This is a genomic window from Haladaptatus halobius (assembly GCF_020618475.1).
Taxonomy (GTDB): domain Archaea; phylum Halobacteriota; class Halobacteria; order Halobacteriales; family Haladaptataceae; genus Haladaptatus; species Haladaptatus halobius.
The window spans coordinates 310,642-332,090 of sequence record NZ_CP085338.1 but is presented as its reverse complement, the minus strand read 5'-3'; the positions used below and the strand labels follow the sequence as shown (position 1 = coordinate 332,090).

Genomic DNA, 21,449 nt, shown 5'->3' with positions numbered 1-21,449 from the left:
AGGGAACGCTCGTTGAGCAGGGAACCCATTAGGAATTACTGACTGAGGATGGACTATACGCGACCCTGTGGCGGATTCAAACCGACGAGATTGACTCAACCTCACATGAAGGCATTACAGAGACACTCTTTCGCTCTACCTCCCTCGATACTACTGAATAGAACTATCGAGATACTGATCCAAAGCTGAACTTAACGCGATTTTCTCAACTTTTCTCTTCTCTCTGTTTCAATCCTGCACTGGGAAGAGGTTCAATATAGGTGTCTATGCTTTATCTCTCATGTCTAGTCGATTCAGCTGATGCATTCACAGTTCTTCTTTCGTTTGTGGGCCCGATAGCTGTTCATTCGATAAGCGGAAGTGGAAATAGCCGGGACGCCGCCCTCGGTGAAGCTTCTCAGCGCTTATTCTTCAGCGTCGTCTAGATGAATTGATCAGCAGTAGTCTTTCACTCGCTATTCGTGCCCCCCACCGTTCGAGTCTCCAGAGCTACCGCCTGAATCACCGCTCTCACTAGATGAATATTCGCTGCTCCCATCCGAAGTTGTCTTTTCAGCGGTCGAGTTGTCGGCATAGCGGTTTGCGAAAAAGCAGGCTACGGGGTGCGATTGTTAGGCTGTCGGCGCTTCCTGCTCGAGATACTCTTGTTCCCAGTCTCGCCGAGCTTCGATTTCTCGCTGGCCACGCTGAGTCAGCGTGTAGATATTCGTCCGGCGGTCTTTTTCACTCTTCTCGATCAGCCCTTTGTCGACGAGTGCATCCAGATTTGGATAGAGTTGGCCGTGATGGACTTCCTTGTCATAGTAGCCTTCGAGGTCATCTTTGATGGCAAGTCCGTGTGGTTCGTCCAACCCCTTCACGACGTATAGCAGGTCACGTTGAAAGCCAGTCAGATCGTGCATTGTTCTCCTACTGGTCATTGTCACGCATTTAGAAAATCTTTACGGTATGTGAGAGTTCACAGGGTTGACCAGTTATATGCACATGATTTGATATGAATATATCTTATATTAAATCATGGATATAAATGTTATCAAAATCGATGTTACTACTGGCTAAAATGTGATGCGGAAGTGGGACCACCCCGGTACCGACGACCAAAACGATGCGTATCTGCTCGTCATGAGGTACCCTTTCGAAAAATTCGAACCGAGAGTTGTTCGTTTGTCTAGTAGGATTTGTAGAACGCTACCAACAAATCCTATGGAGACTGTGAGCTTTCGCTAACGACAACGTCATTATCCATTGACGTAGCACTTGTCGGAGTATACGGTTTGCCGTCAACAGTCCAGACCGCTGGACCACTCCCTGTTGCTGAGGTAATGCCACCGGTCACGTAGAAGGCGTGCACTTGCCCTGCTGGCACGGTTCCTGACGCTCGCATCGAATTCGGGGAGCGTCTCGCTGAAACCGATGTTGCCCATGTCATGGTCACCATTGCTCCGTTATCACCTGCTGGTCCGATATAGGCACCAGCCCTGATATCGTAGGTCGACGTTGAACTATTGCCTGTGTTATCGATGCGGACGAGTTGTGCTAGTTGCATCGGCACTTCCCCGAGCGGTGGGGGACTCGGCAATGGCGGCCTTGTAATCGGTGTCCTAGGATTGCCGTTGGTGGTCATTCAATCGCTGACAAACGAGGAGTTGGTCTGGAGATCAGTTCCACTGATCGTGCCCGAGACTGTACCCCAGTTGTCCGGCGTTTGACCGATATAGATGCCGTATACTGACTCATGGTCATTGCGAACCTGTACATTTTTGAGCTGCAAGTATGTGAGATTTGCAGGCGTCCCGTCATCCATTCTCCCTTCAAGCATATGAATCGCATGTTCATTTAATTTGGTCGACTCGTAACTGATCCGGGTATTCTGAACATTGATACGCTCACACGGTATCCGTCCACTAATCGGCGCACGACAGGTCGGATCTGAATAGCGATGATTAAAGTCGCTATCGGCGATCGTGAGCGTCCCGTCGTAGCTGTTGATGCCCGCCGATGGATTCGCCGAATCGGTACCTTCCACATTCACACCTTTCTGGAGCGAACCACCAGACCACGTCGATGTCGGGTGTTGGGCGTTTTTGATCGAGACACAGTTGCGCACCTCGGTATTCCCACCGAGACGCAAGCCGTTCTGCGTATTGCGGAAGAAGCTGTTGTAAATATTTAATTTCCCGTCCGGTTTCTTAGCGTAGATCGTGTTCTCGCCCCACAACTCGAACCAACACCGGTTGAACGTGAGTGCTCCTTTCGATATTTCGACTAAGATCGCTCGGCGGTTACTGGCTTCGGTTGGTGCACACGAGCCTAGGTGGAAGTAACAATCCTGCAGGAGCCCACGTTTCCCCGCAGCCGCCGAGAGTTGGAAGTACGTTCGCCCGCCGCTCTCGGGGAAGCATATTTCGTCTCCTCGATTTTGATTGAGTGTGTCGAGGAGCGCTAGCAACCGGACGCCCGTAGGCTAGTAGTTCATACTAACCTATGCGGCCCTCCGCTTTATCGGCTCTCAGTCGCTTCAAACCGGTGAGTAAATCGGACATGGCACGCCTGTCGGTCGGCGACCGCGTGGTCGACACAGAAGAGACCACTTTAGACCCAGATGACGATATAGTGGTAACTGACTACTATCCGAATTCTCACTGTTCGTCATACCCATTCCAACGCTCGACGCCGTTGGAAGCCGTCTCTGGCCGACAAGGATGATTCTGTTCCCCCACTCTGTCGAATAATATCAAAAGCTGTCACTAAGTCGGTTCGGGAAATGAGCCCGATGAGTTCGCCCCGCTCGTCGGTGACGAGTAATCGACCGATATTCTTGCGGTGAATTTCGGTGAATGCGTCCATAGCGTCGCCGTCTGGTGAGATCGTCAGGAGGTAAGTACTCGTTGCGTCTGCCACAGTATAGGCGTCACGCTCAGTCGGGGTAATCTCATTGACGTCAGTAAGCGTGACTATGCCGACGAGTCTGCCCGAATCGATTACTGGATATCCGGTGTGCCGCTGTTTGAACATTTGCTCAAGTAACTCCCTAATGGTCATGTCCGGGAAAGCAGTGACGATATTTGAGACCGGTGTCATGATGTCGCGAATCGTAATACCCTCAAGCGCTGTTTTTCTAATCGTCTACTGGGCCTCGCCGGCGGCACCAATATAGATGAAGAACGCGAGCCCGATATAGAAGATGTTGAAGAGAATCAGCCCGACGACCCCCAGTACTACAGCGAAACCCTTACCCACCTCAGCAGCGATCTGTGTCGCCTTGGTAAATAGGCGATTCCGAGTGAGGAGTGCTCGGAGCACTCGGCCGCCGTCCATTGGAAACCCTGGTAACATATTGAACGCCGCGAGCGCGGTGTTCATCACTGCAAGGTAGCCGAAGATGAATCGGGCAGCGTCAAACTGGATCGGCAGAATGATCATCACGACATAGGAGACAAGACCGAGCACGACGCTGACTGCTGGACCAGCGATCGCAATATTGAATTCCTGGCGCCAGTCCTGGGATTGGTCGGTCAGTTGTGCGATACCGCCGAATAGCCAGAGCGTAATCGAGTCAATCGGAAAGCCATAGCGGATTCCAACGAGCGAGTGACCAAGTTCGTGGAGCATGACACTCGCGAAGAGACCGATTGCAGCGATCGGTCCGAGTATCCACGGCCACCGCTCACTGGTGATAAATTGTGGAGTAATTGCTGCGCTCAGCGTGGTGTTGAGAAGTGTGGTAAGATCCCCGATTTGAGATCCAATAATCCACGCAAACGCTGGCAGGATAAGGATGAATGTGATTATCCAGCTTGATCGGGATATCAAAGAGAGATCCGATTCTGAAACTCTTAAACATGGAATGAGATTACAGCCGATAACGCATAAAAACGCGGCCCAAAGACATTCTTCCCAGTGTTGGTACTCCGGTATTTACGTTAACACATGTCTAGTGTGAACAAGACAAATACAACCACCTGATGCCAGTGCTGCGCTGAAACCAACCCAGACGGAGAACACACGTGTCATCTTCCGGCCAATATCATGATTAGACTGTCTCTCAGAGATAGGTGAACACACTATCACAGAATTGATTATAACCACTAAATTATTGAAGGTGCTAAGGAATTTCAAGTCATTGTGCTTCGTCACTTAGTCCCTGTTTCGATTTCCTCGTCATACTGGACGTCATCCGTATTGCCCCCACGCAGGCTGAAGAACACCTCATGAACCGAGAGTTCGCGGATTTCAGGAATACGGCGGTCTTCAATCTGGGCGTAGTTCACGAGCGTCACTAGAAAGACACCGCCGATGGTATTACCAAAAAGGACAGGGAGCCAGAACTCATAAAATACAGAGAACAACCCGGCTCCAGCGACGAACACGTAGTAAAATGCATCACATGCCGCCGTAACGACGTGGTAGAGCTCGACTGCAGAAATTGTATAGAAGGCGAGATAGATGAGGAAAAAGCGAGCAATGGTATCACGCGAGGCGTGGTCGAGCCACACGACGCCGCCGACGATCCAGCCCGCAAAGATTGCCTTCCAGAACACGGTCCACCATCCAAGTTCGATCCCGTGACTGGCGAACCTAACACCGGCGCGCGCCGCTTCTGTAGTGAGGACGTGGCTGTGGGCGAGGACGAACGCACCGAGGCAGGCTCCAATGAGATTGCCGAGCAACACGAGACTCCAAACGCGAAACAACAAGGGCAGGCTAGCAAGACGTGCCAATACCAGTGCCACTGGCGGAAGGGTATTCTCAGTGTAGAGTTGGTATCGCCCTAGAATGATGTAGATAAACCCAATCGGATAAAGCACGGCAGCAAACGCCTCATTTTGTGGGAAGTATTCAGTTATCGCCGCGTGTCCCACAAACGTGAGCGTGATTGCGAATCCGGCGGCGAGACCGCTGAACAGGAGTTCCACTGTCCCAGTAGCGATCTCCTCGTCAGCGCTCGCAAGGATGCGTTGGAAGATTTCATTCGCCGAGAATCGGTCGCCAACTGCCCATCCGGCAGCAGGCGCACCCGAGGCAGCTTGATTGACCGATTCATCTCTCGCCCTATTCGATGAATCATCGTCGCTCATCAGCCTTCGGTGATATCGACGGGCGAGCAGCGTGCAGTGTGACACGACAACGGTTCGGTGTTGTTAGACATATGGGCCGTGGAAAACGGCCAGCTCGTCGGATGTTTGTGCCAGAGGAGGACCATATTGTCTATGTAGTATGCATTATCAATAACCGTATTGGCCACAGATACGGTGATGAGCGGCGTTCTGCTGGTCGGCCGCCCCCTGGCGTAGATAGCGCTACGTCCGGCGTCTGGAGCGTCTGGGAAATCCACGTCCTTGAGGGTCAATCGCGTCTCCCCGGCAAGACGGGAGACCGAGACCCGAGAGAGCAAGAACGTGAAATACTCGATGAAATCGCGGAACTCACCACCGGGGGAGATATCGTGGTCGATACCCATCTCGTAGAGGGCCAGCCGCACGAGGCCATCACCGACCACGTGGACGAGAATAACATTGACCTCGTTGTGATGAGCCGCCACGGTCGGAGTGGAGTGAGAGAACGCCTACTCGGCACCGTCACTGCTTCACGGGTGCTAATCTCGAAGTTCGTCAGGATGGCAAGCGCAAAGAGGCTCTGGGCGGCAGTGATCCAGATCTCTGCGGCCTGCTTCTGATCGAATGAGAGTGTGCCGATGTGGCCGGCGGCGATGGAGTACACGACGGCGAGCGTGCCGATGAGCAGCGTCCACTGGTTGAGTTTCGAGGAGATCAAGGCGTTGAAGCCGGCAGTCGAGCGCGCCTTATTTACGAGATAGGCGACGACGATAAGTTCAGGGCTCTCGCTTGCGAGCGGGGCGAGCCACTGGATCATGAAAAATGGTGGAATGCCGAGGGCGGTTCCAAGCTATTCAAGGCCCAACGCGGACGGGTGAACTGCCTCGAAGATGATCAGCCCGGAGAACGCAAACAAGAAAAGCACAACTGCAATGCGCGGCCCCTTCGAATATCCTTGGAAGTACGCGGGGACGCCGACGTGCGTCTCGCCTTCCTCGACGTCACCACGGGTGATAATGCCGATATAAAGGACGTAGAGGCCGACGAGAACGATCGTATCGACGAGACCAATACCGCCGCCAAACGGGACGAAAAACGCGTACGCCGTCGCCGCGAGTAGAAACACAATCTCAGTGGAGATATCACGATCAATTTTGACGGCGTCCGTGAGGAATCCAGCGCGCTAGGTGACCGCCGAGTCGCCAGAGCGTTTTGCCCGGTAGATCGTAAAGAGTGCAATGCCGGACCAGCCGATGCCAATCAGGATTCGGTTCGCCCCGGTCATGTTCGCAATGGCGAGATTGGCCGCCTCCGTTCCGCGTGCGGTCGCTTTGAACGCCCCGGCGTTCCACGCTTAGAGTGCGTCGACGGCGTACTCGGGCGCAACGGCGAGTACAGCGAGTACGGCAATGGCGAACGCGGTTGGGACGTCCTTTTCGGCGGTCTCCGCGCCCCACGCGAGCAGGAACGCCTCCCCGAGGATGGCGAGCCCGCCGACGAGAACCGCCATAGCGGGGGTGATGTCCGTGCTTGGATCCTCCGGGGTTGGGGTCGGGTCGAGATGATAGCCGTGCGTAACAAACAGCACGACGAAGGGAAGCGTCAGGAGCAGCGCCGCAGCGACGGCAACGAGTGGATGGCGGAGACGATCAAGCATTGGCCCAGGAAACAGAAGGGATACACCTACCTCTTGCAGTATTCCTTGCTATGCAGAGGGCGGAAGCCCCGTCGGTGAGGTCGGGTATACACGCTCGAAATACTACTTGGCATCCAATATCGGTTCCACTCAGGCACGCTGAACGTACGGGTGCTGCTCGAAGAGAATAAGAAGTACACCGATACATACGACCTCTAAACTGGAACCATTAAGTACAATTCCGAGTAGCCGCTTTCGCATTTCGACAGACATAGTGATGGCGCATAGGGACGGTTTTGGATGGGGCCGACACATCCGTTGGTTCGATTGTGACCGACTGCCCCAAACGCTTTTCCACGATCCCCCTTTACAAACAATGATGGGTGGACACATGAGTGGGATTTTGTCAAAAGTGAGGAAAGAAACACAAGCGAAATCGATTACTGACGCCGACCCCGAATCATTCGTACGAATACTAAAAGTACCGATGGAGGAAAACGAGTCTGAAGGGGCGCAAAATGGCAAAATCGTCCGCGCGTTCCTGCTTGTTGATATCGGTCAAGCGATCAAATACCTCTTTGGAAGCGGTGGAACGACGTCCGAAGTCGCCGAGAGAACGGTTGAAAAGGTTCTCGACACGGAGACGGACGAGGCGACCACGAGTGCCCGAGTGAACCAGAAGAGCCAGGGGCGGGGCGTACTCTCGAAACTGCTGCTCGTTGGAGTCGTCGTCGGACTCGGCTACTTGCTGAAATCACGATCGGAGTCAACGGGCGAAGTCGTTAGCAAGACGACCGACCGGGCCCGCTCGCTCGCCGACGAGACCGCCAGACGCTCTGGCGAGGTTGCCCAGCGAACGGAGGCCGTCACCGGGCAAGTTGCCGAGAGGATTCAGGAGAAAGGTGAAACGGCCGCCGACCAGGTCGAAACAGGTACCAAAGAAGCCGCAGACCAAGTCGAAGAGGGCGGCGAGATGGCCGCCGATCAGGTTCAGGAAGGTAGCCAAAAGGCCGCCGACCAGATAGAGGAGGCCGCTGAGACGGCGGAGAGCACTCAGGAGCAATCAGAGGAAGCCGACGAGGAGATGTCCAACGAAGACGATCAGAGCGAAGAAAAAGAGTAAGAGCTGCTCCATCGTTGCGACAGCCTCGAATTTTCGATTCTCGTACAGACAGGTCACTTTGAACGATACGAATACGCAAGAAAGACTGTCAGTCGGAGAGTGATCCTTAGGTGGGCTTGCTGGACAGTCTTGCATGACGCTTGAAGAACAACAGTTGGAAAGGGTTTAGTCCATTGTAGCTGAGCCGTAAAGTGTACTCCTCACTATTGGCGGCACCACGAACGTCACAGAAGCGACAGTGCTGCCAATTCTCAATGCGCTCTCCGCTGTAAGTCGTTGAGCGGGAGTTCGGAAGGGACGTGGCAAAGCATGTGGCGACCGAGATGGAGTACGAGCCACACGGCGAGATATCTGAGAGGTAGGTCGGCTGCAGTGTTTCTATTCCCATTCTGTCTGTACCACTCCACGTGTTCGTCGTGAACCGCTGGTACGTGAGCTATTCTATGACACCCTCACGTAGTACTAATGAAGCAGAATCGGCAGTATATCGGTCGGTTCCTCTCAGCGATGACCGTTTTGCAGTCTTCTAGGTCTCATCGTATTCTTCTTCTTTATTCGGAAGTTCTTCTTCAGTTCCAAAGATAAGCGCAAGTGGGTGGAGTTGTTTTCCTTCGAATGCGTCGAGTGTTTCGTCATCAAGATCTTTAATACACGCAATGACGCTCAGCGCAATCGTGTTGGTCTGTTCATGCGTTCCAACGCCAACATCCATCAATCCTAATCATGTCCATCCTGCAACTCAATCGTCAATTTCATCTTTTTCATCTGCGGAGAACTGATGGCAGTGCCTAGTTTGAAAAACATCTCGCAGTGGATGTTGCTCGCTGGTCATGAGAGTGAGTGCTCTTCGCCTTAATTGGGTTAAAACCTATCGGAGTACTTGACCACAATAAGAGTAACGAGGAACAGCATTGCAGGGATGAGGTAGGTGCTCACCAGTTGTGAGATCTCCGGAAGCCAGTCGCCAAAGACCTGTAACGGTGCATACGTAGGGTACGTATCTATTGGTTGGAAAATGCGTCCAGCTATGGTATGGAAACCGCTTACAAGAGTTCTTTGGCAATCACTCATTCAACTCCAACTCAGATAGCGTCCCGACGGCGTATTAAAACATTAATTACTTTATATGAAACCAGAAAGTTCACAACGAGAGCTACCGAGGGTCATACGATCTTTATTACTTGGAAAGGATGGGATGATGGAACTCGACAGGAGCAATCCCTTTCAAAAGAGACTATCGGCAGTGGCTGCCCCGACGACGCTGAAGATCGCACCGATGCAGATCGCTTTAGATCTTATTGCGAATTATCATCGCCTACTTCCAGCAAAACATTGGTCACTTAGACTCTGTTGAAATCCTCAGAGAGTTACAGATTCGCCCCGTTGTTTGACTGAATGCAGGCCCTCCCGAAGTCGCGGTTACTCCGGTTCGTTGAACAAGCGATGCACTTGGCTCGGCGAGCTGTCACTCGCTACTCTTCGAAATTCTCGAAACGACAGTACACACTGCATCAGCACATTGTCTTGCTTTGCCTCAAAGTTCGGAAGAATACGACGTACCGAATGCTGCTTGACGAACTTATCGAGATGCCTCGGGTTCGAGACGCCCTCGACCTTGAGGAACTCCCTTCTCCTTCGACGTTGTGTAAGGCGTTCAACCGTCTTGACATGGCTGTTTGGCGGGTTCTTCTCAATCTCTCAATCACGCTTCTCCCGACCAACGGTGTCGTCGGAATCGATGCCTCCGGCTTTGACCGTAGTTACGCCTCGAAGCACTACACGAAGCGAACGAAGTTGACGATTCAGCAGTTGAAAGTTACACTTCTCGTGGACACGAGGGCGAACGCGATCCTCGACCTACACATTACGACTACCAGAAAACACGACTCTCAGATTGCGCCCTCGCTCATCAAGCGCAATGCCGACGAAGTGGCGGCTCTGCTCGGAGATAAGGGGTATGACGACCAGAAGATTCGCGCGTTAGCCCGTGAAGAAGATGTTCGTCCGCTCATCAAGCACCGAGAGTTTTCGTCGCTCCACAAAGCGTGGAACACTCGGCTGGACGCCGACCTCTATGGGCAACGGAGTCAGAACGAGACGGTGAACTCTCGCCTGAAACGGAAATATGGCGCATTCGTCCGCTCACGACACTGGTGGAAGCAGTTCCGTGAACTCGTTGTTGGCTGTCTCACTCACAACATCGACAAGGCACTCTGAACGTTAGATATAGAGAATTTACTGAGTACGGTAGGAGATTGCCAGTCCCTCACCGACAGGGAGAATGTATGTCTCAAATGCGGTGTCATTTTTTAGATGTTTGAAAAACTCCGCCACGGTTCGAGTGCGCTCATTCGGTGGCGTTTCACCGTTCAATGTGGCAAGGAGTTCTTCTGGAGTGAGGATTTCCTCGTAAATAGCCACGTTGTCGATGAGGATCGCTCCACCGGGGTCAACTAACCCGCGTGCAATATCGAAGCCAGGAATATAATCTGCGGTATCGTGATCAAGAACGACGAGGTCGAAGGAGTCAGTACAATTCTCGGCAATTTCGAGGGCGTCTCCATGTTTGAAGACTGCACGTTCGGAGAGGTTACCGCGCTCAAAATAGGTTCTGGCGTCGCCGAGTAGTTCGCTATCGCGTTCAGTGAGGACTATTGTTCCGTCATCGGGAAGTGTTCGAGCAATCCAGTAGGCGGAATAACCATACCCGGAACCAAGTTCGAGTACAGACCGAGCGCCCAACAGACGGGTGCAGAGAGCAAAAGTGCGACCAACCTCAGCCCCGACTGTCGGAAATTCCTCTTCTTCAGCTCGCATCTCCATATCATTGAGCACCTCGTCAGATTCCGTCCCCGCCCACTCAATAAGTTGACCCACAGCATCGGAGTGAAGTTCTGCCATACTCGTCAATTGCTGGGAGGTGACAAATCGCTTTCCCCTTAGTAAATTGGCAGTCCTACCTAACTACTTTTTCAGCAGGAAAAGTATCGAATCAATAGGGTTTCAACAGAGCCGTCACTTATTATTTTCGCAGTAGCTTTACCGAGTTTGCTCCCAGATGGTAACTAAGAGCTTGAGCGAGACAATATTCTTACGTGGAATTCATAGTACCGGCTCTCCTTTTTGATTTATGAGGAGGACGATCAACTCCGTAGCTGCGACCCTTCGTCAGATCGTCCGCCACGCGAACGGTAGCTACCTTCCGTTTCTGGCCGGAAGCCTTGCATATCACGCATTTCTATTATTGATCCCTCTTTTGTTGTTTTTGCTCATTGTAATCTCTGCAGTCGGCGGCGAGGCCAGTGTAGCGTACCTTGTTGAGTTTACCCAACCATATTTCACACCGCGTGCAAGGGCACTACTCGCCGAAACAATCATGGGTGCATCTACTCACGCGGGGGTAATTCTACTTGGCATCGGTGCATTGCTTTGGAGTCTGCTTCGGATATTCCGTGGGCTTGACATTGCCTTTGCAACAATTTACAACACGTCGACACATGAGTCAATCCAGGGGCAGTTCAGAAATGGCCTTATTGCCGCTCTTGCGATCAGCCTTGCGCTACTTACGGCGATCATTCTCGGAACACTTATTGCGATTTTCCCCTGGGAACCACTCGTCCGTATTCTCAATGCTGTCCTGTTCGTTGTTGTCCTCATAATTGTCTTCTTTCCACTCTACTATATCTTTCCGAGTATCGAGGTATCGGTCCGCGAAGTACTGCCTGGAACCGTCGCGGCTGCCATCGGGTGGTTGATTTTTCATATTCTCTTTCAGGTGTATGCTGCCTACGCACTCACCTTGGAAGCGTATGGAGTACTTGGCGTCGTCCTCTCGATGCTTATTTGGTTGTATTCGAGTATGTTTATTCTCCTGCTTGGAGCAGTCGTAAATGCCGTGTTGGCCGGTCGAGCATGATAAATATATATTGGGATACAACAGAAACGATACACTGACCGGGACGTTTTTTCAGTTCACAGCATGATCTGCAAACCGTTCGACTAGTTCAATATGTATGGGACGGGCGCTGCTACGGGTTTCAGCCCAGCAACATCCACAATTTGGGCATGCAGTGCTTGACAGCACTTCTTTGGTCGTGGCTACGCGTCGGCATACTCTCTCAACGGCTTGAATCGGTAGAAGCGCTCAAAGTAACTATAGTGAACTACCCCGCCCTACTCGCTCGCTGGTGCTCGCTCGGCAAGGGCGGGGCTTCCTGCTTCCACGACGCGCTGTGCAGGAACCACCGTGATCCCCGTAGGGAGCGTAGTCTCCACAGGCGTTTCTTCGGAGTGAACCACTCCTAGTTCAGAGAGACCACGAGAAAGGATGTTCCACGCCACGCTCGCATCCCGATCCGCTTCGAAGCCGCACGCGGGACAGGAATGTTCGCGCACCCACAGCGGTTTGGCCGTCTCGACGCCACACTTGACACATTCTTTGGTCGTCCCTTCGGGTTCAACCGCCACGAAGTGCGTGCCTTCGCGTTCACACGTGTATTTGAGCATCCGTCGGAAGGTGTGCCATGCCGCCGACGCTATGTTGCGACTGTTCTTCGGCGATTCGAGCATCCCCCTCACGTCAAGGTCTTCGACCGCGACGAGGTCGTACTCTCGGGCGTACTACGCCGAGAGCCGATGGAAAAAGTGAATTTGACCGAGATGTTTGCATCGTTTGATGAACAGTGGGCACCGTGCCTCGCAGGTGAACTTAACGGACAGGCCGTCAAACTCGCCAAGGTCGAGAGCGAATTCGTCTGGCATCACTTCGACGACGCCGACGAACTGTTCTTGGTGACCTCAGGTGAGCTCCGAATCGAGTTCCATGACGAGTCGGACGTGGTGCTGCGAGAGTGGGAGTTCGTCATCGTCCGGCGGGGCGTTGGAACACCACTTAGCCGCTGAGAGCGAAACGGAGATTCTACTGTTTGAACCAAGCGAGACGCGCAACACGGGATTGGAGGGCAATCACTCACGCACCGTCCAGCTGAGTGAAAGGATTTTTCTCCCATTTAGAATCCGATCGACAATTTCGTCAATGCTTGGTACACGCTCATCGTTCTCCGGTTCATTTGATGGGTCATACGGGGCAAGAGGCATATTTTGAACTTCCGTTCTAAGTGTGAAAATGGTTGCCAGAGGAATAACACTTTCCATGAGATATCCCGGGAGCAATTGCCGAAATTGATTAGAGGGCAGAATTATTTTATAATATTCATTTTTTAAATGAAAAATCGCTGTCAACGTGCTCACGAGCAACCGCGTCGTGACTGCCAAGCGCGATAGAGACTCGTTGCGCGTGTTCACTCCTTATTCCCCAAGAGAACCGGAACCAAAACGAATATCGCCATTTCTACGCCCATCCCGTCGCCCAGAGGAGCACGGCAATGAAGAAGAGCTGAATCAGCAACCGAAACCAAAGTGGCGTGGCTGGCTTCCCGTTGATTTCGATGTTCTCTCGTGCGGCAACGACGTTCGCTGGGAACATCACCATGAGAAGCACGACCAATCCCAGTCCAGCCGCTGGTGCGAACGCTGGCAGGAGCAGCCCGATTGCGCCGGCGATTTCTGCAAAGCCGGTGAGTGTCACCAGTAGTCCGGGAAACGGCAGTTCGTCCGGAACCATCTGGATGAGAGCGTTCCGAGTGCCAGCGAAATGAGAGAGGCTTGTAAAGACGAACATTACTGCCAGCGCGAGTCGAGTGGCATTCGGCCACGCGGCTACGGCTGTCACGCCGAGCACCCCAAGACCGCGGAGTACTAACAGTACGACGAGCAGCAGTAGAAAGGGTACGACGACGTACGGATTACCGCTCGCATTTCCAGTCGCAGCGGATTCGGATGACGGTTCTATCGTTGACTCAGTGCGCAGGAGTTTCATTTGGTATTCCTCTTTATGATACTCTGACACCGCAATGGAGCATGCTTAGCTGTAGTGGGGTCGAGTGCTGCTTGCAGTGCTTCGTGGGCGACTGTCGTCACGGAGAGAGGGCGAGCACCACCGAAACGCCGAGCAAGCCAGTCGTGATCGTCGATCGCTCTCAGCGCCGCATTCATTACACCCGGATAATGGCCGCTGCTGTCATCCTCACCGTAGACGGGGCCTAACCGGAGGACCGTCGTTCGAGGCTCAAGTTCGGCTATCGTTCGCTCTGCCCGACGTTTCGCGGCGAGGTGTTCCTCGCGTGCAAGTGATCCTGTAACTGATAATAAAACGAACGCTGGAATGTCTGCGCGGTCAGCTTCGAGCGCGGCGATGATTGCCGAGTCACCGTCCAGCCGTTCTCGGATCGCGCCTTTTTCGGGAGTGATGCTGATGATTCCGACCGTGTGGATAACAGCGTCACAGCCGTCAAGGGCGTCTCGCCAAGTGTTCGGATCGAAGATATCTGCTTCGCCCCACTCGACCGAATCAACCCATGGCCCATTGGCATCTGGTCGACCACCACGTGAGATGCTTCGTACCTCATGACCATCAGCGACTGCGAGTTGACAGGTTTTACGACCAATAAAACCACTTCCTCCGACGACGAGAATTCGACTCATGTCGGTTTATTTTTAATGCTTTTGGGCGTTTCAGCGTTATCCGCAGCCCGCGTCAGCACGCCGATGCTGACGACTGCTACAATCACGTGCATCACGGCTAAAGCCGCCAGCACGGACGTGGGCGCGGCCGCAAGCACCGATGGTGGCGCGACGAACGAACCGAACGAGAATAGCAGCACAACCGCAGCGATGATCGTGAACGTCCGATTCGGCCGCGTCGAGAAGCGGGTGATTCCTCCATAGACGATGGTCGCCCCACCCACCGTGAGTACAGTGCTTATGATCACCGCTCCCAACCCCAATGGCCAAAAGTCGGTAGGGACAGTACTGACGCTGAGGGTTATCATCTGGACGAGTGCGTTTGCGACGACGGCGACGAACATTGTCAGGAGACCGTATTTCACAAGACGATTCATGCTAACTCGTGTCGTCGATTCCGGTTCGACCGCAGTTGCCTGAAGAGACATAGTTGTACTGAGACGGGAGGTATCACGGCTTCGCGCCTGAACAGGTTCATGCATTTAAATAGTTAAAACGCTCATAATCGACTTTTGATGTGATGACTTCCCTACAACTGAAGACTAACACTATGGCGTCTGACAATTGCCTAGCCATCCTTTCGACCGAGTTTCTTGATGGCGAGACTTTGACGAGTTCTCGGAGGTATGCTCATGCGATTCTGTCGTAAGTCAGTTCACGATTTGCATTCAGTAATGACCCATCACGCCGTTCTTGCGAGCGCGGTCGGTACACCACCTGAACACGAGGTATCCGAGCAGCGAATAGACGATTGCGGATCCGACGAGTAACGACAGATCGATGGCCGAGAACTCCCACAGACGGACGCCGTTTTGCATCGCCTTTTGTAGCATCACGCTTCCCTGTACCAGTGGCAACAGTCGAAGCACCGGAATTCCCACCACTGGTGCCGAGATGAGCCCGATGAGTACGAACTGCATGAGTTGCGAGACGTTTTCGATGCGTTTGTACAGCAGTGCAAGCCCGGCGAAGACGAACCCGATACCGACCACCGACAGAAGAGTCAGTACGCTGATCACAACAATCGTTAGTAGATCCACTGAAAGTGTCCGCCCTGTCGTCACCAGCATCAAGAGAAGAATGGATGCACCCCACAACAGACTCTCCAGTACGTTCGCAACGACTTGTGCGCCCATCACCGATCCGAATCCGTAAGGAGACATGTACAGCTGTTCCAGCGTCCCCCATTGTGATTCGCGGGTGATGTTCATTGCGAGACTGAAATACGCTGTCAGCGACATCGTCCAGAGAAACCACCCGACGACCAACCCATCAAAAGTCCCAACCAGTGCCGTTCCATCGGTTGCAATCCATGAAGCCATCGCCTGACCTCCGAAGAAGATGACCGCAAAGAACAGATAGATGGTCACAATCTGTGAGGCGGTATTCACAGGATAGCGTATCAGCAACAAGAACCGTTTGGACAAGACGGCTCGCAATAGCGTCCACCGCCCCGCTAGATCGGGATTAGTAGCAGTGCTCCATGCTTCGTCTGTGGTCGGGTGACTCACGTGCCATCACCTTCGTGATCTCCATCAGTGATATGCAAGAACACGTCTTCGAGATCTGGCTCAACTGCCTCGATAGAGGTAACCGTGACACCAGCCTCACGGAGCGCGTCAGACAGAGCGTAGAATTCGTCACCAATTACCTGCGCGTGAAACCGTTCGCTCTCGTCACAACGTTCGAAATCGGCAGCACTGAACTCGGTCTGAAGGGAGTGGCGTATCGTTTCGGAGAGGAGCCCATTGAGTCGCACCTCATAGGTTTGGGTGCGAAAGAGATCGAGCAAGTTCTCGACTGTATCGTCAGCGACGATGCATCCCTCGTTCATGATAATTACTCGGTCGCAAATGTCCTCGATAACGTCCATATCGTGACTCGACAGCACGACCGTCATTCCATCGTCGTCGACGAGTCGGTGGAGTTCTGCGCGGAGTTCGAGCGAGCTTTCTACGTCGAGTCCGAGCGTCGGCTCGTCGAGGAAGACGACATCGGCATTCCGTGTCAGCGTACACGCGAGCGACACTTTCTGTTTCATCCCCTGAGACAATTCCTGGACAGGCGTATCTGCTTTCTCCGAGAGGCCGAACTGGTCGAGCAACTCGTCGTGACGGTCACGGACAGCCGAAGGGTGCTGACCGGCTATGGCTGCGAAGAACCGGAGGTTTTCACGCACAGTGAGCCGCCAGTAGACGTTACGAGCGCCTTCGAGCATCGCACCAACCCGGCGATACGCCGCCCGTTCATCCTCGTGTACATCCACGCCACCGACTCGCGCGCGGCCACTCGTAGGGACGACGAGACCCAACAACATCTTAATCGTGGTCGTCTTGCCAGCACCGTTCGGACCGAGTAGCCCGACGGCGGTTCCCTGCTCGACCGCGAAACTGATGTCATCGACCACACGGACAGCATCATCACTACCATACACCTTCTGTAACCCATCGACGGCGACGGCTGGATCACGGACGTTCGTGTCTTTCGCAGGATCGCGCTTCGCTGTAGACTCAGCGAGAGGATCCGATTCGACCGCAGTTGCTTGAAGAGGCATGGTTGTACTGAGCCAGAAGATGTCGTGGCTTCGTACCTGAACATGTTCAGGTATTTAAACGGTTAAGACGCTCGGAAACGACTCTCTGGTACGATGCCTACCGTACAACTGAAGATCAACGCTGCGGCGTCTGACGATTGCCTAGCCACTCTCTCGACCGAGTTTCCGGACGAGGAGTTCAAAATACTGGCAAGCCATACGACTGCCGACGGCCTGCTCGGGATCGTCGAAGTACGGATGTCAGACGGGGACACTCTCGTTCGACAGTTCGACGAGTCCCCGGAGGTGCGCTCGTCTGAGGTGATCCATGCCGATGAGCGAATGGTCTTGATTCAGTATGTGATTCCGATTCCCGATTCGTATCGCGTGGTTCGCACGTCGGGGGTTCTCGTGCGCTTTCCCGTTGTCATGCGAGATGGGTGGTTATTTGTTGAGCGAACCGCCTCACACGAGCGGTTAGCACAGTATATAGACGAGTTGAAAGCGGTTGACATGGTGTATCAAATCCTTTCATTGACCCAGTCATATGACCCGATAGAGCTGCTTACCGACCGCCAGCAGGAGTTCATGACCGAAGCGGTCGCGCGCGGATACTACGATACCCATCGACGGTGTACGCTGACCGAGTTGGCAGAGGCATTTGCGGTGACCAAATCGGCGGCAAGTAGGATTCTTCATCGTGCCGAAGAACGGATTATCAAGGACGCTCTTTCCGATTCTATGATGCTTTAGATCGCTTGAAGTAGCAGCCAAACGGTCGATGGAGAATTTGATTCGAAATCCTCGCGAAACAGTCCGCGACTCATGGAATGAGCTGTGACCGCTATCTAACATAATCAACACCTGTTCTGTCAAATGCTTTATTCACTGTGTGCGTTGTCTGCCCTCAATAGATCGGTGCAAATAGTCAGGTGGATTTAAATCAGAACTTCAATTTCAATTATCATCTTATGCTCACGAATAAAGACCTTCATTTCAGTTTGTACACGATACAGCTTTCTACAATCAGCTGTTGTATCGGCCCTAATTGGTTCCGGACAGTGTGAAAAGCAGACGTGGCACGGATGTCGGTCGACGGTGGTGTAATCGATACAGAAGGTGCTACTCCAGATGGGGAGCGTGATAATTCACTCCGGGATCATGGGACATAATCGTCACTCCGAAGGTCTGGTCATAAGTCTATTTCTATACAGATGGTATGGCAGCGTGCTAAATCTCCAAAATACGTGAACGACGATTGGAGAAAACGAATATTGATAACTAGCGGTCTTCGGTCGCCCGACCCGAAACCCAGGAGTGCACTTACCCATCGGCGCGTCGAACGAGTCATCATGGCCGTCCAGGTGTTAGAGGGTGAGGGTACCGACCGATTGGAAGCGATCAGCGACGGCGTGTTCGCTATCGTGCTCACGCTGCTGGTTCTCCAGTTCGAGATTCCCGACGTTCCGCCAGGACGGGCGGAGACGGATCTGCTTCCCCGCCTGCTCGCGCTCGAACCGCTGCTGTTCAGCTACCTGCTGAGTTTCTTCGCTGTTGGTCTGTACTGGGTCGTCCACCAGAACCTCTTCCAGACCGTCGAACGCCACGATCGCGTTCTGCTCTATCTGAACCTTCTCTTCCTGCTCACTGTCTCGTTCCTCCCGTTTCCGACCGAACTGATTGGCACGTACGTGACTCGGCTCACGTGGGCCCTCTACGCGACAAACTTCGCGCTCGTCGGCGTGACCATGACGGCGACGTGGTGGTACGCCGCCCGACGGGGGTTCACGACTGACGAGATCGACGCTCGTCACGCCCGACTGATCTCGATTCGAGGTCTCACAGTTCCCGCGGTCTTCCTCCTGTCGATCGGGGTGAGCTTGGTCAGCCTCCAGTGGGCGTACTGGACGCCGGTGCTGATCGGCCCGGTACAGGCCCTGTGGGTACGGGCGTATCGCATTATGAAGGCAGACTTGGAGCGAGAGACGTGAGATGACGAGTCCGGTAGCACTCTCGGCCATTCTCACTCCAATTCTGAGAATCCGACAAAATTCTGGGATAGTCGGGCAATATACGCTCTCTATTCAGCATGAAGCCGAGTTTCTGCTACATAGTCTCATAAGCGGAAGTGACGTTGGCTAGTATGCTATACTAATGAGAGATCTCTGCCCACCGGTTCTAATTGCTCGTCATCCACCGGCGTAGACCACGAGTAGAAGGGTAATGTCTATGTTCAGTAGAATCCAGAACTCCATAACTAATACACTTACTATGTTCATTGATAACATGGCAGCAAGCCAACGAACGTTGTACCTCCGTCTGGTGTTGATGATTCAGTTACTTTTTTGGGTCGGACTCCTCCTGCTCGTCTGGATGGCTGCAAGTAGTGTGTTCTAACCTAGCTCAATATCTTTTTCTTCACCACCCCAAGAGTGCCGCTGTAATCGATGCACGAACGCTCTCCATCGCTCATAACACCAGCGACGGGATCAGAGAGCGTCGCTGGCTACTCTGCTTCGTCGCCTACTACTACCGTGTTCTCAATAAAATTACGTACTCCTCGGCGAAGTCGCTCACTGAGCACTTGGTGGGAGATGTCAAGTCCAGCGGCAAGGTCGCCCCCATCGATCTTGCGTGGAATGGTATAGTACCCCCGTTCGTAGGCTTCGACGAACGTCTCGTGCTGGCTTTCAGTGAGGCCAAATTGGGCACGACGAGCAGTCTCGACATCGTACAGCCGGTCAACGTCGAGCGTGATCCGTGCTGTTCGGCAAATGCATGTATTGCCGAGACGCTGCTGTGCTCGGGGAACAACACGCGCAGTGTCCACCTATCGGCAGCGGCGGTCGCTCGTTGGACGGTGGCATCACACTCAATAACCATGTATCCGACAATTCGCGCCTCGTCAGCCCATTCAAGTCGGTAAAACCGCTCTTCATCGGTTTCGGTGAGCAACTCGACATTCTCGACACTCGGGTCAGCTTCAAGAACCGAGGCCAAGTCTGTCGGTCGAGCTTTCTGATCTGGTCGACCATATTATATGGAACATTTGTGATTTTTTGGTTCCAAAGAACTCAAAAGAAACGAAGTTGATCAGAAGAGGTTACTCACAAACCGGAGCACAGCATTCACTGCTGCGGTCAATCCGCTCAGTACTTCCTCAATAACCGACTGTCCCTGCTCCCGACCATCAGTAGATTGTGACGTACTTGAGGTGGATAGTGCCGACTCACCTTGGGCCGTGGTTGACTGATTAGGTTGTGTTGTCTCAGTCTGTGTCGTCGTCACCTCCGACTTGTGGGTTGATGTCGTGGTTGTTTGTGTCGTCGTTACGTTCTGACACCCGTCAGATCGGATTGTGACCGACTTGTTCATGTCCAATTGCGTCTGAACTGGGTTATTGAGATCACCTGAAAGTACGACCCAATTGCTGATCGTTCCGGTGTACGGTTTGCCGCCTGTGTTTGAGAGTCCTGCCTTTTCGTTGAATGCTGGATGGATGGTGACCTTGAAGTCATCTCCAAGACCGCGGTAGACACCGCCATCGGATCGATTCCGTGACCACGTCCAGCTCATGACGCTGCTCGCCACTTTCGTGCCATCTTGGGTACGGTACACCGAGTGATCGAATGTGTCAAGATTCGTCGATCGATTATAACTGTCATCTTTCATGACCCATGCTCCATCCGCCGGGAGGCCCGTAATACGGAATGTGACTGCCCCACCGTTGGTGTTGCTGTTCACCTTGTCGTGCACCATGACGAGGCTCAATCCCTTCGGGCCGTCATACAAGAAGAGAATACTCGTATTCGGCTGTTGGAGTTTTCGCGTGCCGAATGACGCATACTTGTATGATGGCGGTTTCGTATTTGGTGTGCGGTAGTCGTAGAACTTCTTGATTGGGACTCCTGTCGAAAGGGGTTTAATTGGGATGCACTTCCCGCTCTGTTCGATCGTGAACTGCTGCTTACCGTCCGACTGAACTGCATCGACTGATGCAACGCTCCCGAGCGTCACTGCCGATGTGGCTGTTGTCGAGAGAAATCGCCGCCGGGTAACCATAGCTGGCGAGTGGTATCTCATGACCGTGCTCTTGAGAGCGGGCTCCTACTCCTTTGTTTTACACCGCTTGATTCTTATCATTATTCTTAACACGAGTGTGTAGGGGAGCCCTTCTCTAAAGTTAACAAACAGTGGTGAGAAAATACGCTGCCAAGAAACGAACTCTATATTAGATGAATAGTCTATCTGGTCATAGTTTTTCCTCATCCTCACATCTGTCACGAATCGGCGTGCGCATCGCTCATCAGTGGTGGAATGTTCATCGATGGAAGAGAGGAAACGGGGAAGGTGAAGTCGGGGAACGCCGTAGAGATGACCATGCTGTTTCTGACGTTGCCCCAAGGGATTCACTCGACTGTTCCAACTTGAATTTTCCTAGGAGATCTCAATAGAGAACTGTACATCGCACAGATCTAGTTGTCCCATTTACGTCGATGGGAAAGTGAGTTGGAATAA

The 21,449-nt window shown here is 53.0% G+C and carries 19 protein-coding genes and 6 pseudogenes; 8 read left to right on the top strand and 17 right to left on the bottom strand.

What is annotated here, in order from left to right:
* Window positions 1–611 precede the first annotated feature (611 nt).
* The 4 genes and pseudogenes from LIW51_RS29150 to LIW51_RS29135 all read right to left on the bottom strand — a co-directional run bounded on the left by LIW51_RS29150 (window position 612) and on the right by LIW51_RS29135 (window position 5,078).
* Window positions 612–902 carry a PadR family transcriptional regulator gene (locus tag LIW51_RS29150; RefSeq protein WP_227379045.1) on the bottom strand — a complete coding sequence of 97 codons (291 nt, stop codon included), beginning with the start codon at window positions 900–902 and terminating at the stop codon, window positions 612–614.
* 722 nt (window positions 903–1,624) lie between these two features.
* Window positions 1,625–2,218, bottom strand: a complete 594-nt coding sequence (locus tag LIW51_RS29145; protein ID WP_227379044.1) for a hypothetical protein — start codon at window positions 2,216–2,218, stop codon at window positions 1,625–1,627.
* Between the two features lie 431 nt (window positions 2,219–2,649).
* Window positions 2,650–3,844 (bottom strand): annotated as a pseudogene (locus tag LIW51_RS40130) (CBS domain-containing protein).
* Between the two features lie 289 nt (window positions 3,845–4,133).
* Window positions 4,134–5,078: a formate/nitrite transporter family protein gene (locus LIW51_RS29135; RefSeq protein ID WP_227379043.1), complete on the bottom strand. Its 945-nt coding sequence runs from the start codon at window positions 5,076–5,078 to the stop codon at window positions 4,134–4,136.
* Here LIW51_RS29135 and LIW51_RS39545 point away from each other — a divergent pair.
* Window positions 5,060–5,677 carry a universal stress protein gene (locus tag LIW51_RS39545; RefSeq protein ID WP_368411882.1) on the top strand — a complete coding sequence of 206 codons (618 nt, stop codon included), beginning with the start codon at window positions 5,060–5,062 and terminating at the stop codon, window positions 5,675–5,677. The genes LIW51_RS29135 and LIW51_RS39545 overlap by 19 nt on opposite strands.
* Here LIW51_RS39545 and LIW51_RS29125 read toward each other — a convergent pair.
* Window positions 5,575–6,714, bottom strand: a pseudogene (locus LIW51_RS29125) (calcium:cation antiporter family protein); the annotation flags it as partial. The gene LIW51_RS39545 and the pseudogene LIW51_RS29125 overlap by 103 nt on opposite strands.
* 391 nt (window positions 6,715–7,105) lie before the next feature.
* Between LIW51_RS29125 and LIW51_RS29120 the strand changes: the two are divergent.
* Complete coding sequence (locus LIW51_RS29120; protein ID WP_227379042.1) at window positions 7,106–7,816, top strand: prolipoprotein diacylglyceryl transferase; 711 nt, start codon at window positions 7,106–7,108, stop codon at window positions 7,814–7,816.
* Window positions 7,817–8,342: 526 nt separating this feature from the next.
* Here the strand turns inward: LIW51_RS29120 and LIW51_RS29115 are convergent.
* Window positions 8,343–8,528 carry a hypothetical protein gene (locus LIW51_RS29115; protein ID WP_227379041.1) on the bottom strand — a complete coding sequence of 62 codons (186 nt, stop codon included), beginning with the start codon at window positions 8,526–8,528 and terminating at the stop codon, window positions 8,343–8,345.
* A 683-nt stretch (window positions 8,529–9,211) separates the two neighbouring features.
* Between LIW51_RS29115 and LIW51_RS29110 the strand changes: the two genes are divergently transcribed.
* A complete protein-coding gene (locus LIW51_RS29110) occupies window positions 9,212–10,033 on the top strand; it encodes an IS5 family transposase (RefSeq protein WP_227379040.1) in 822 nt (273 codons plus the stop codon).
* An 18-nt stretch (window positions 10,034–10,051) separates the two neighbouring features.
* On the opposite strand, the gene LIW51_RS29105 is transcribed toward LIW51_RS29110, so the two are convergent.
* On the bottom strand, window positions 10,052–10,717 hold the full coding sequence (locus LIW51_RS29105; RefSeq protein ID WP_227379039.1) for an O-methyltransferase: 666 nt from the start codon (window positions 10,715–10,717) through the stop codon (window positions 10,052–10,054).
* 229 nt (window positions 10,718–10,946) lie between these two features.
* On the opposite strand from LIW51_RS29105, the gene LIW51_RS29100 reads away from it, so the two are divergent.
* Together LIW51_RS29100 and LIW51_RS29095 are read left to right on the top strand one after the other, a co-directional pair.
* Window positions 10,947–11,732 carry a YihY/virulence factor BrkB family protein gene (locus LIW51_RS29100; RefSeq protein WP_227379038.1) on the top strand — a complete coding sequence of 262 codons (786 nt, stop codon included), beginning with the start codon at window positions 10,947–10,949 and terminating at the stop codon, window positions 11,730–11,732.
* Window positions 11,733–11,812: 80 nt separating this feature from the next.
* Window positions 11,813–11,901, top strand: a pseudogene (locus tag LIW51_RS29095) (IS5/IS1182 family transposase); the annotation flags it as partial.
* Between the two features lie 88 nt (window positions 11,902–11,989).
* Here the strand turns inward: LIW51_RS29095 and LIW51_RS29090 are convergent.
* Window positions 11,990–12,436, bottom strand: a pseudogene (locus LIW51_RS29090) (RNA-guided endonuclease InsQ/TnpB family protein); the annotation flags it as partial.
* Window positions 12,437–12,451: 15 nt separating this feature from the next.
* Between LIW51_RS29090 and LIW51_RS29085 the strand changes: the two are divergent.
* Window positions 12,452–12,770: pseudogene (locus tag LIW51_RS29085) on the top strand (cupin domain-containing protein); the annotation flags it as partial.
* 11 nt (window positions 12,771–12,781) lie between these two features.
* Here the strand turns inward: LIW51_RS29085 and LIW51_RS29080 are convergent.
* The 6 genes from LIW51_RS29080 to LIW51_RS29055 form a co-directional block, all read right to left on the bottom strand.
* Window positions 12,782–13,066 (bottom strand): hypothetical protein, encoded by a 285-nt coding sequence (locus LIW51_RS29080; protein WP_227379510.1) that lies wholly within the window; start codon window positions 13,064–13,066, stop codon window positions 12,782–12,784.
* 100 nt (window positions 13,067–13,166) lie between these two features.
* Entirely contained in the window at window positions 13,167–13,694 is a 528-nt protein-coding gene (locus tag LIW51_RS29075; RefSeq protein WP_227379037.1) for a DoxX family protein, read from the bottom strand.
* Window positions 13,691–14,359 carry an SDR family oxidoreductase gene (locus LIW51_RS29070; RefSeq protein ID WP_227379036.1) on the bottom strand — a complete coding sequence of 223 codons (669 nt, stop codon included), beginning with the start codon at window positions 14,357–14,359 and terminating at the stop codon, window positions 13,691–13,693. Before LIW51_RS29070 ends, LIW51_RS29075 begins: the two co-directional genes overlap by 4 nt.
* The gene (locus LIW51_RS29065) at window positions 14,356–14,775 is read right to left on the bottom strand and encodes a DUF6069 family protein (protein ID WP_227379035.1); all 420 of its coding nucleotides are present in this window, start codon (window positions 14,773–14,775) and stop codon (window positions 14,356–14,358) included. The genes LIW51_RS29070 and LIW51_RS29065 overlap by 4 nt, the downstream gene beginning before the upstream one ends.
* Window positions 14,776–15,066: 291 nt before the next feature.
* Complete coding sequence (locus tag LIW51_RS29060; RefSeq protein WP_368411870.1) at window positions 15,067–15,720, bottom strand: ABC transporter permease; 654 nt, start codon at window positions 15,718–15,720, stop codon at window positions 15,067–15,069.
* 185 nt (window positions 15,721–15,905) lie between these two features.
* Window positions 15,906–16,952, bottom strand: a complete 1,047-nt coding sequence (locus LIW51_RS29055) for an ABC transporter ATP-binding protein (protein WP_227379034.1) — start codon at window positions 16,950–16,952, stop codon at window positions 15,906–15,908.
* Window positions 16,953–17,045: 93 nt separating this feature from the next.
* Here LIW51_RS29055 and LIW51_RS29050 point away from each other — a divergent pair, with 93 nt between their 5' ends.
* Together LIW51_RS29050 and LIW51_RS29045 are read left to right on the top strand one after the other, a co-directional pair.
* On the top strand, window positions 17,046–17,684 hold the full coding sequence (locus tag LIW51_RS29050; RefSeq protein ID WP_227379033.1) for a helix-turn-helix domain-containing protein: 639 nt from the start codon (window positions 17,046–17,048) through the stop codon (window positions 17,682–17,684).
* A 599-nt stretch (window positions 17,685–18,283) separates the two neighbouring features.
* Window positions 18,284–18,922, top strand: coding sequence for a TMEM175 family protein (locus LIW51_RS29045; protein WP_227379032.1), 639 nt, complete (start codon window positions 18,284–18,286; stop codon window positions 18,920–18,922).
* A gap of 515 nt (window positions 18,923–19,437) precedes the next feature.
* Here the strand turns inward: LIW51_RS29045 and LIW51_RS29040 are convergent.
* The 3 genes and pseudogenes from LIW51_RS29040 to LIW51_RS29030 all read right to left on the bottom strand — a co-directional run bounded on the left by LIW51_RS29040 (window position 19,438) and on the right by LIW51_RS29030 (window position 20,993).
* A complete protein-coding gene (locus LIW51_RS29040) occupies window positions 19,438–19,761 on the bottom strand; it encodes a helix-turn-helix domain-containing protein (protein WP_227379031.1) in 324 nt (107 codons plus the stop codon).
* Window positions 19,731–19,931 (bottom strand): annotated as a pseudogene (locus tag LIW51_RS39540) (bacterio-opsin activator domain-containing protein); the annotation flags it as partial. The pseudogene LIW51_RS39540 and the gene LIW51_RS29040, both read right to left, overlap by 31 nt.
* Window positions 19,932–20,024: 93 nt before the next feature.
* Window positions 20,025–20,993: a hypothetical protein gene (locus LIW51_RS29030; RefSeq protein ID WP_227379030.1), complete on the bottom strand. Its 969-nt coding sequence runs from the start codon at window positions 20,991–20,993 to the stop codon at window positions 20,025–20,027.
* Between the last annotated feature and the right edge of the window lie 456 nt (window positions 20,994–21,449).

What these genes read in the sequence shown, in the direction of transcription:
- LIW51_RS29030 (WP_227379030.1), bottom strand. Translation starts at nt 20,993, where the DNA reads ATGGTTACCCGGCGGCGATTTCTCTCGACAACAGCCACATCGGCAGTG.
- LIW51_RS29135 (WP_227379043.1), bottom strand. Translation starts at nt 5,078, where the DNA reads ATGAGCGACGATGATTCATCGAATAGGGCGAGAGATGAATCGGTCAAT.
- LIW51_RS29045 (WP_227379032.1), top strand. Translation starts at nt 18,284, where the DNA reads ATGGCCGTCCAGGTGTTAGAGGGTGAGGGTACCGACCGATTGGAAGCG.
- LIW51_RS29110 (WP_227379040.1), top strand. Translation starts at nt 9,212, where the DNA reads ATGCAGGCCCTCCCGAAGTCGCGGTTACTCCGGTTCGTTGAACAAGCG.
- LIW51_RS29055 (WP_227379034.1), bottom strand. Translation starts at nt 16,952, where the DNA reads ATGCCTCTTCAAGCAACTGCGGTCGAATCGGATCCTCTCGCTGAGTCT.
- LIW51_RS29050 (WP_227379033.1), top strand. Translation starts at nt 17,046, where the DNA reads ATGCCTACCGTACAACTGAAGATCAACGCTGCGGCGTCTGACGATTGC.
- LIW51_RS29070 (WP_227379036.1), bottom strand. Translation starts at nt 14,359, where the DNA reads ATGAGTCGAATTCTCGTCGTCGGAGGAAGTGGTTTTATTGGTCGTAAA.
- LIW51_RS29105 (WP_227379039.1), bottom strand. Translation starts at nt 10,717, where the DNA reads ATGGCAGAACTTCACTCCGATGCTGTGGGTCAACTTATTGAGTGGGCG.
- LIW51_RS29065 (WP_227379035.1), bottom strand. Translation starts at nt 14,775, where the DNA reads ATGAATCGTCTTGTGAAATACGGTCTCCTGACAATGTTCGTCGCCGTC.
- LIW51_RS29060 (WP_368411870.1), bottom strand. Translation starts at nt 15,720, where the DNA reads ATGGCTTCATGGATTGCAACCGATGGAACGGCACTGGTTGGGACTTTT.
- LIW51_RS39545 (WP_368411882.1), top strand. Translation starts at nt 5,060, where the DNA reads ATGAATCATCGTCGCTCATCAGCCTTCGGTGATATCGACGGGCGAGCA.
- LIW51_RS29150 (WP_227379045.1), bottom strand. Translation starts at nt 902, where the DNA reads ATGCACGATCTGACTGGCTTTCAACGTGACCTGCTATACGTCGTGAAG.
- LIW51_RS29075 (WP_227379037.1), bottom strand. Translation starts at nt 13,694, where the DNA reads ATGAAACTCCTGCGCACTGAGTCAACGATAGAACCGTCATCCGAATCC.
- LIW51_RS29100 (WP_227379038.1), top strand. Translation starts at nt 10,947, where the DNA reads ATGAGGAGGACGATCAACTCCGTAGCTGCGACCCTTCGTCAGATCGTC.
- LIW51_RS29115 (WP_227379041.1), bottom strand. Translation starts at nt 8,528, where the DNA reads ATGGATGTTGGCGTTGGAACGCATGAACAGACCAACACGATTGCGCTG.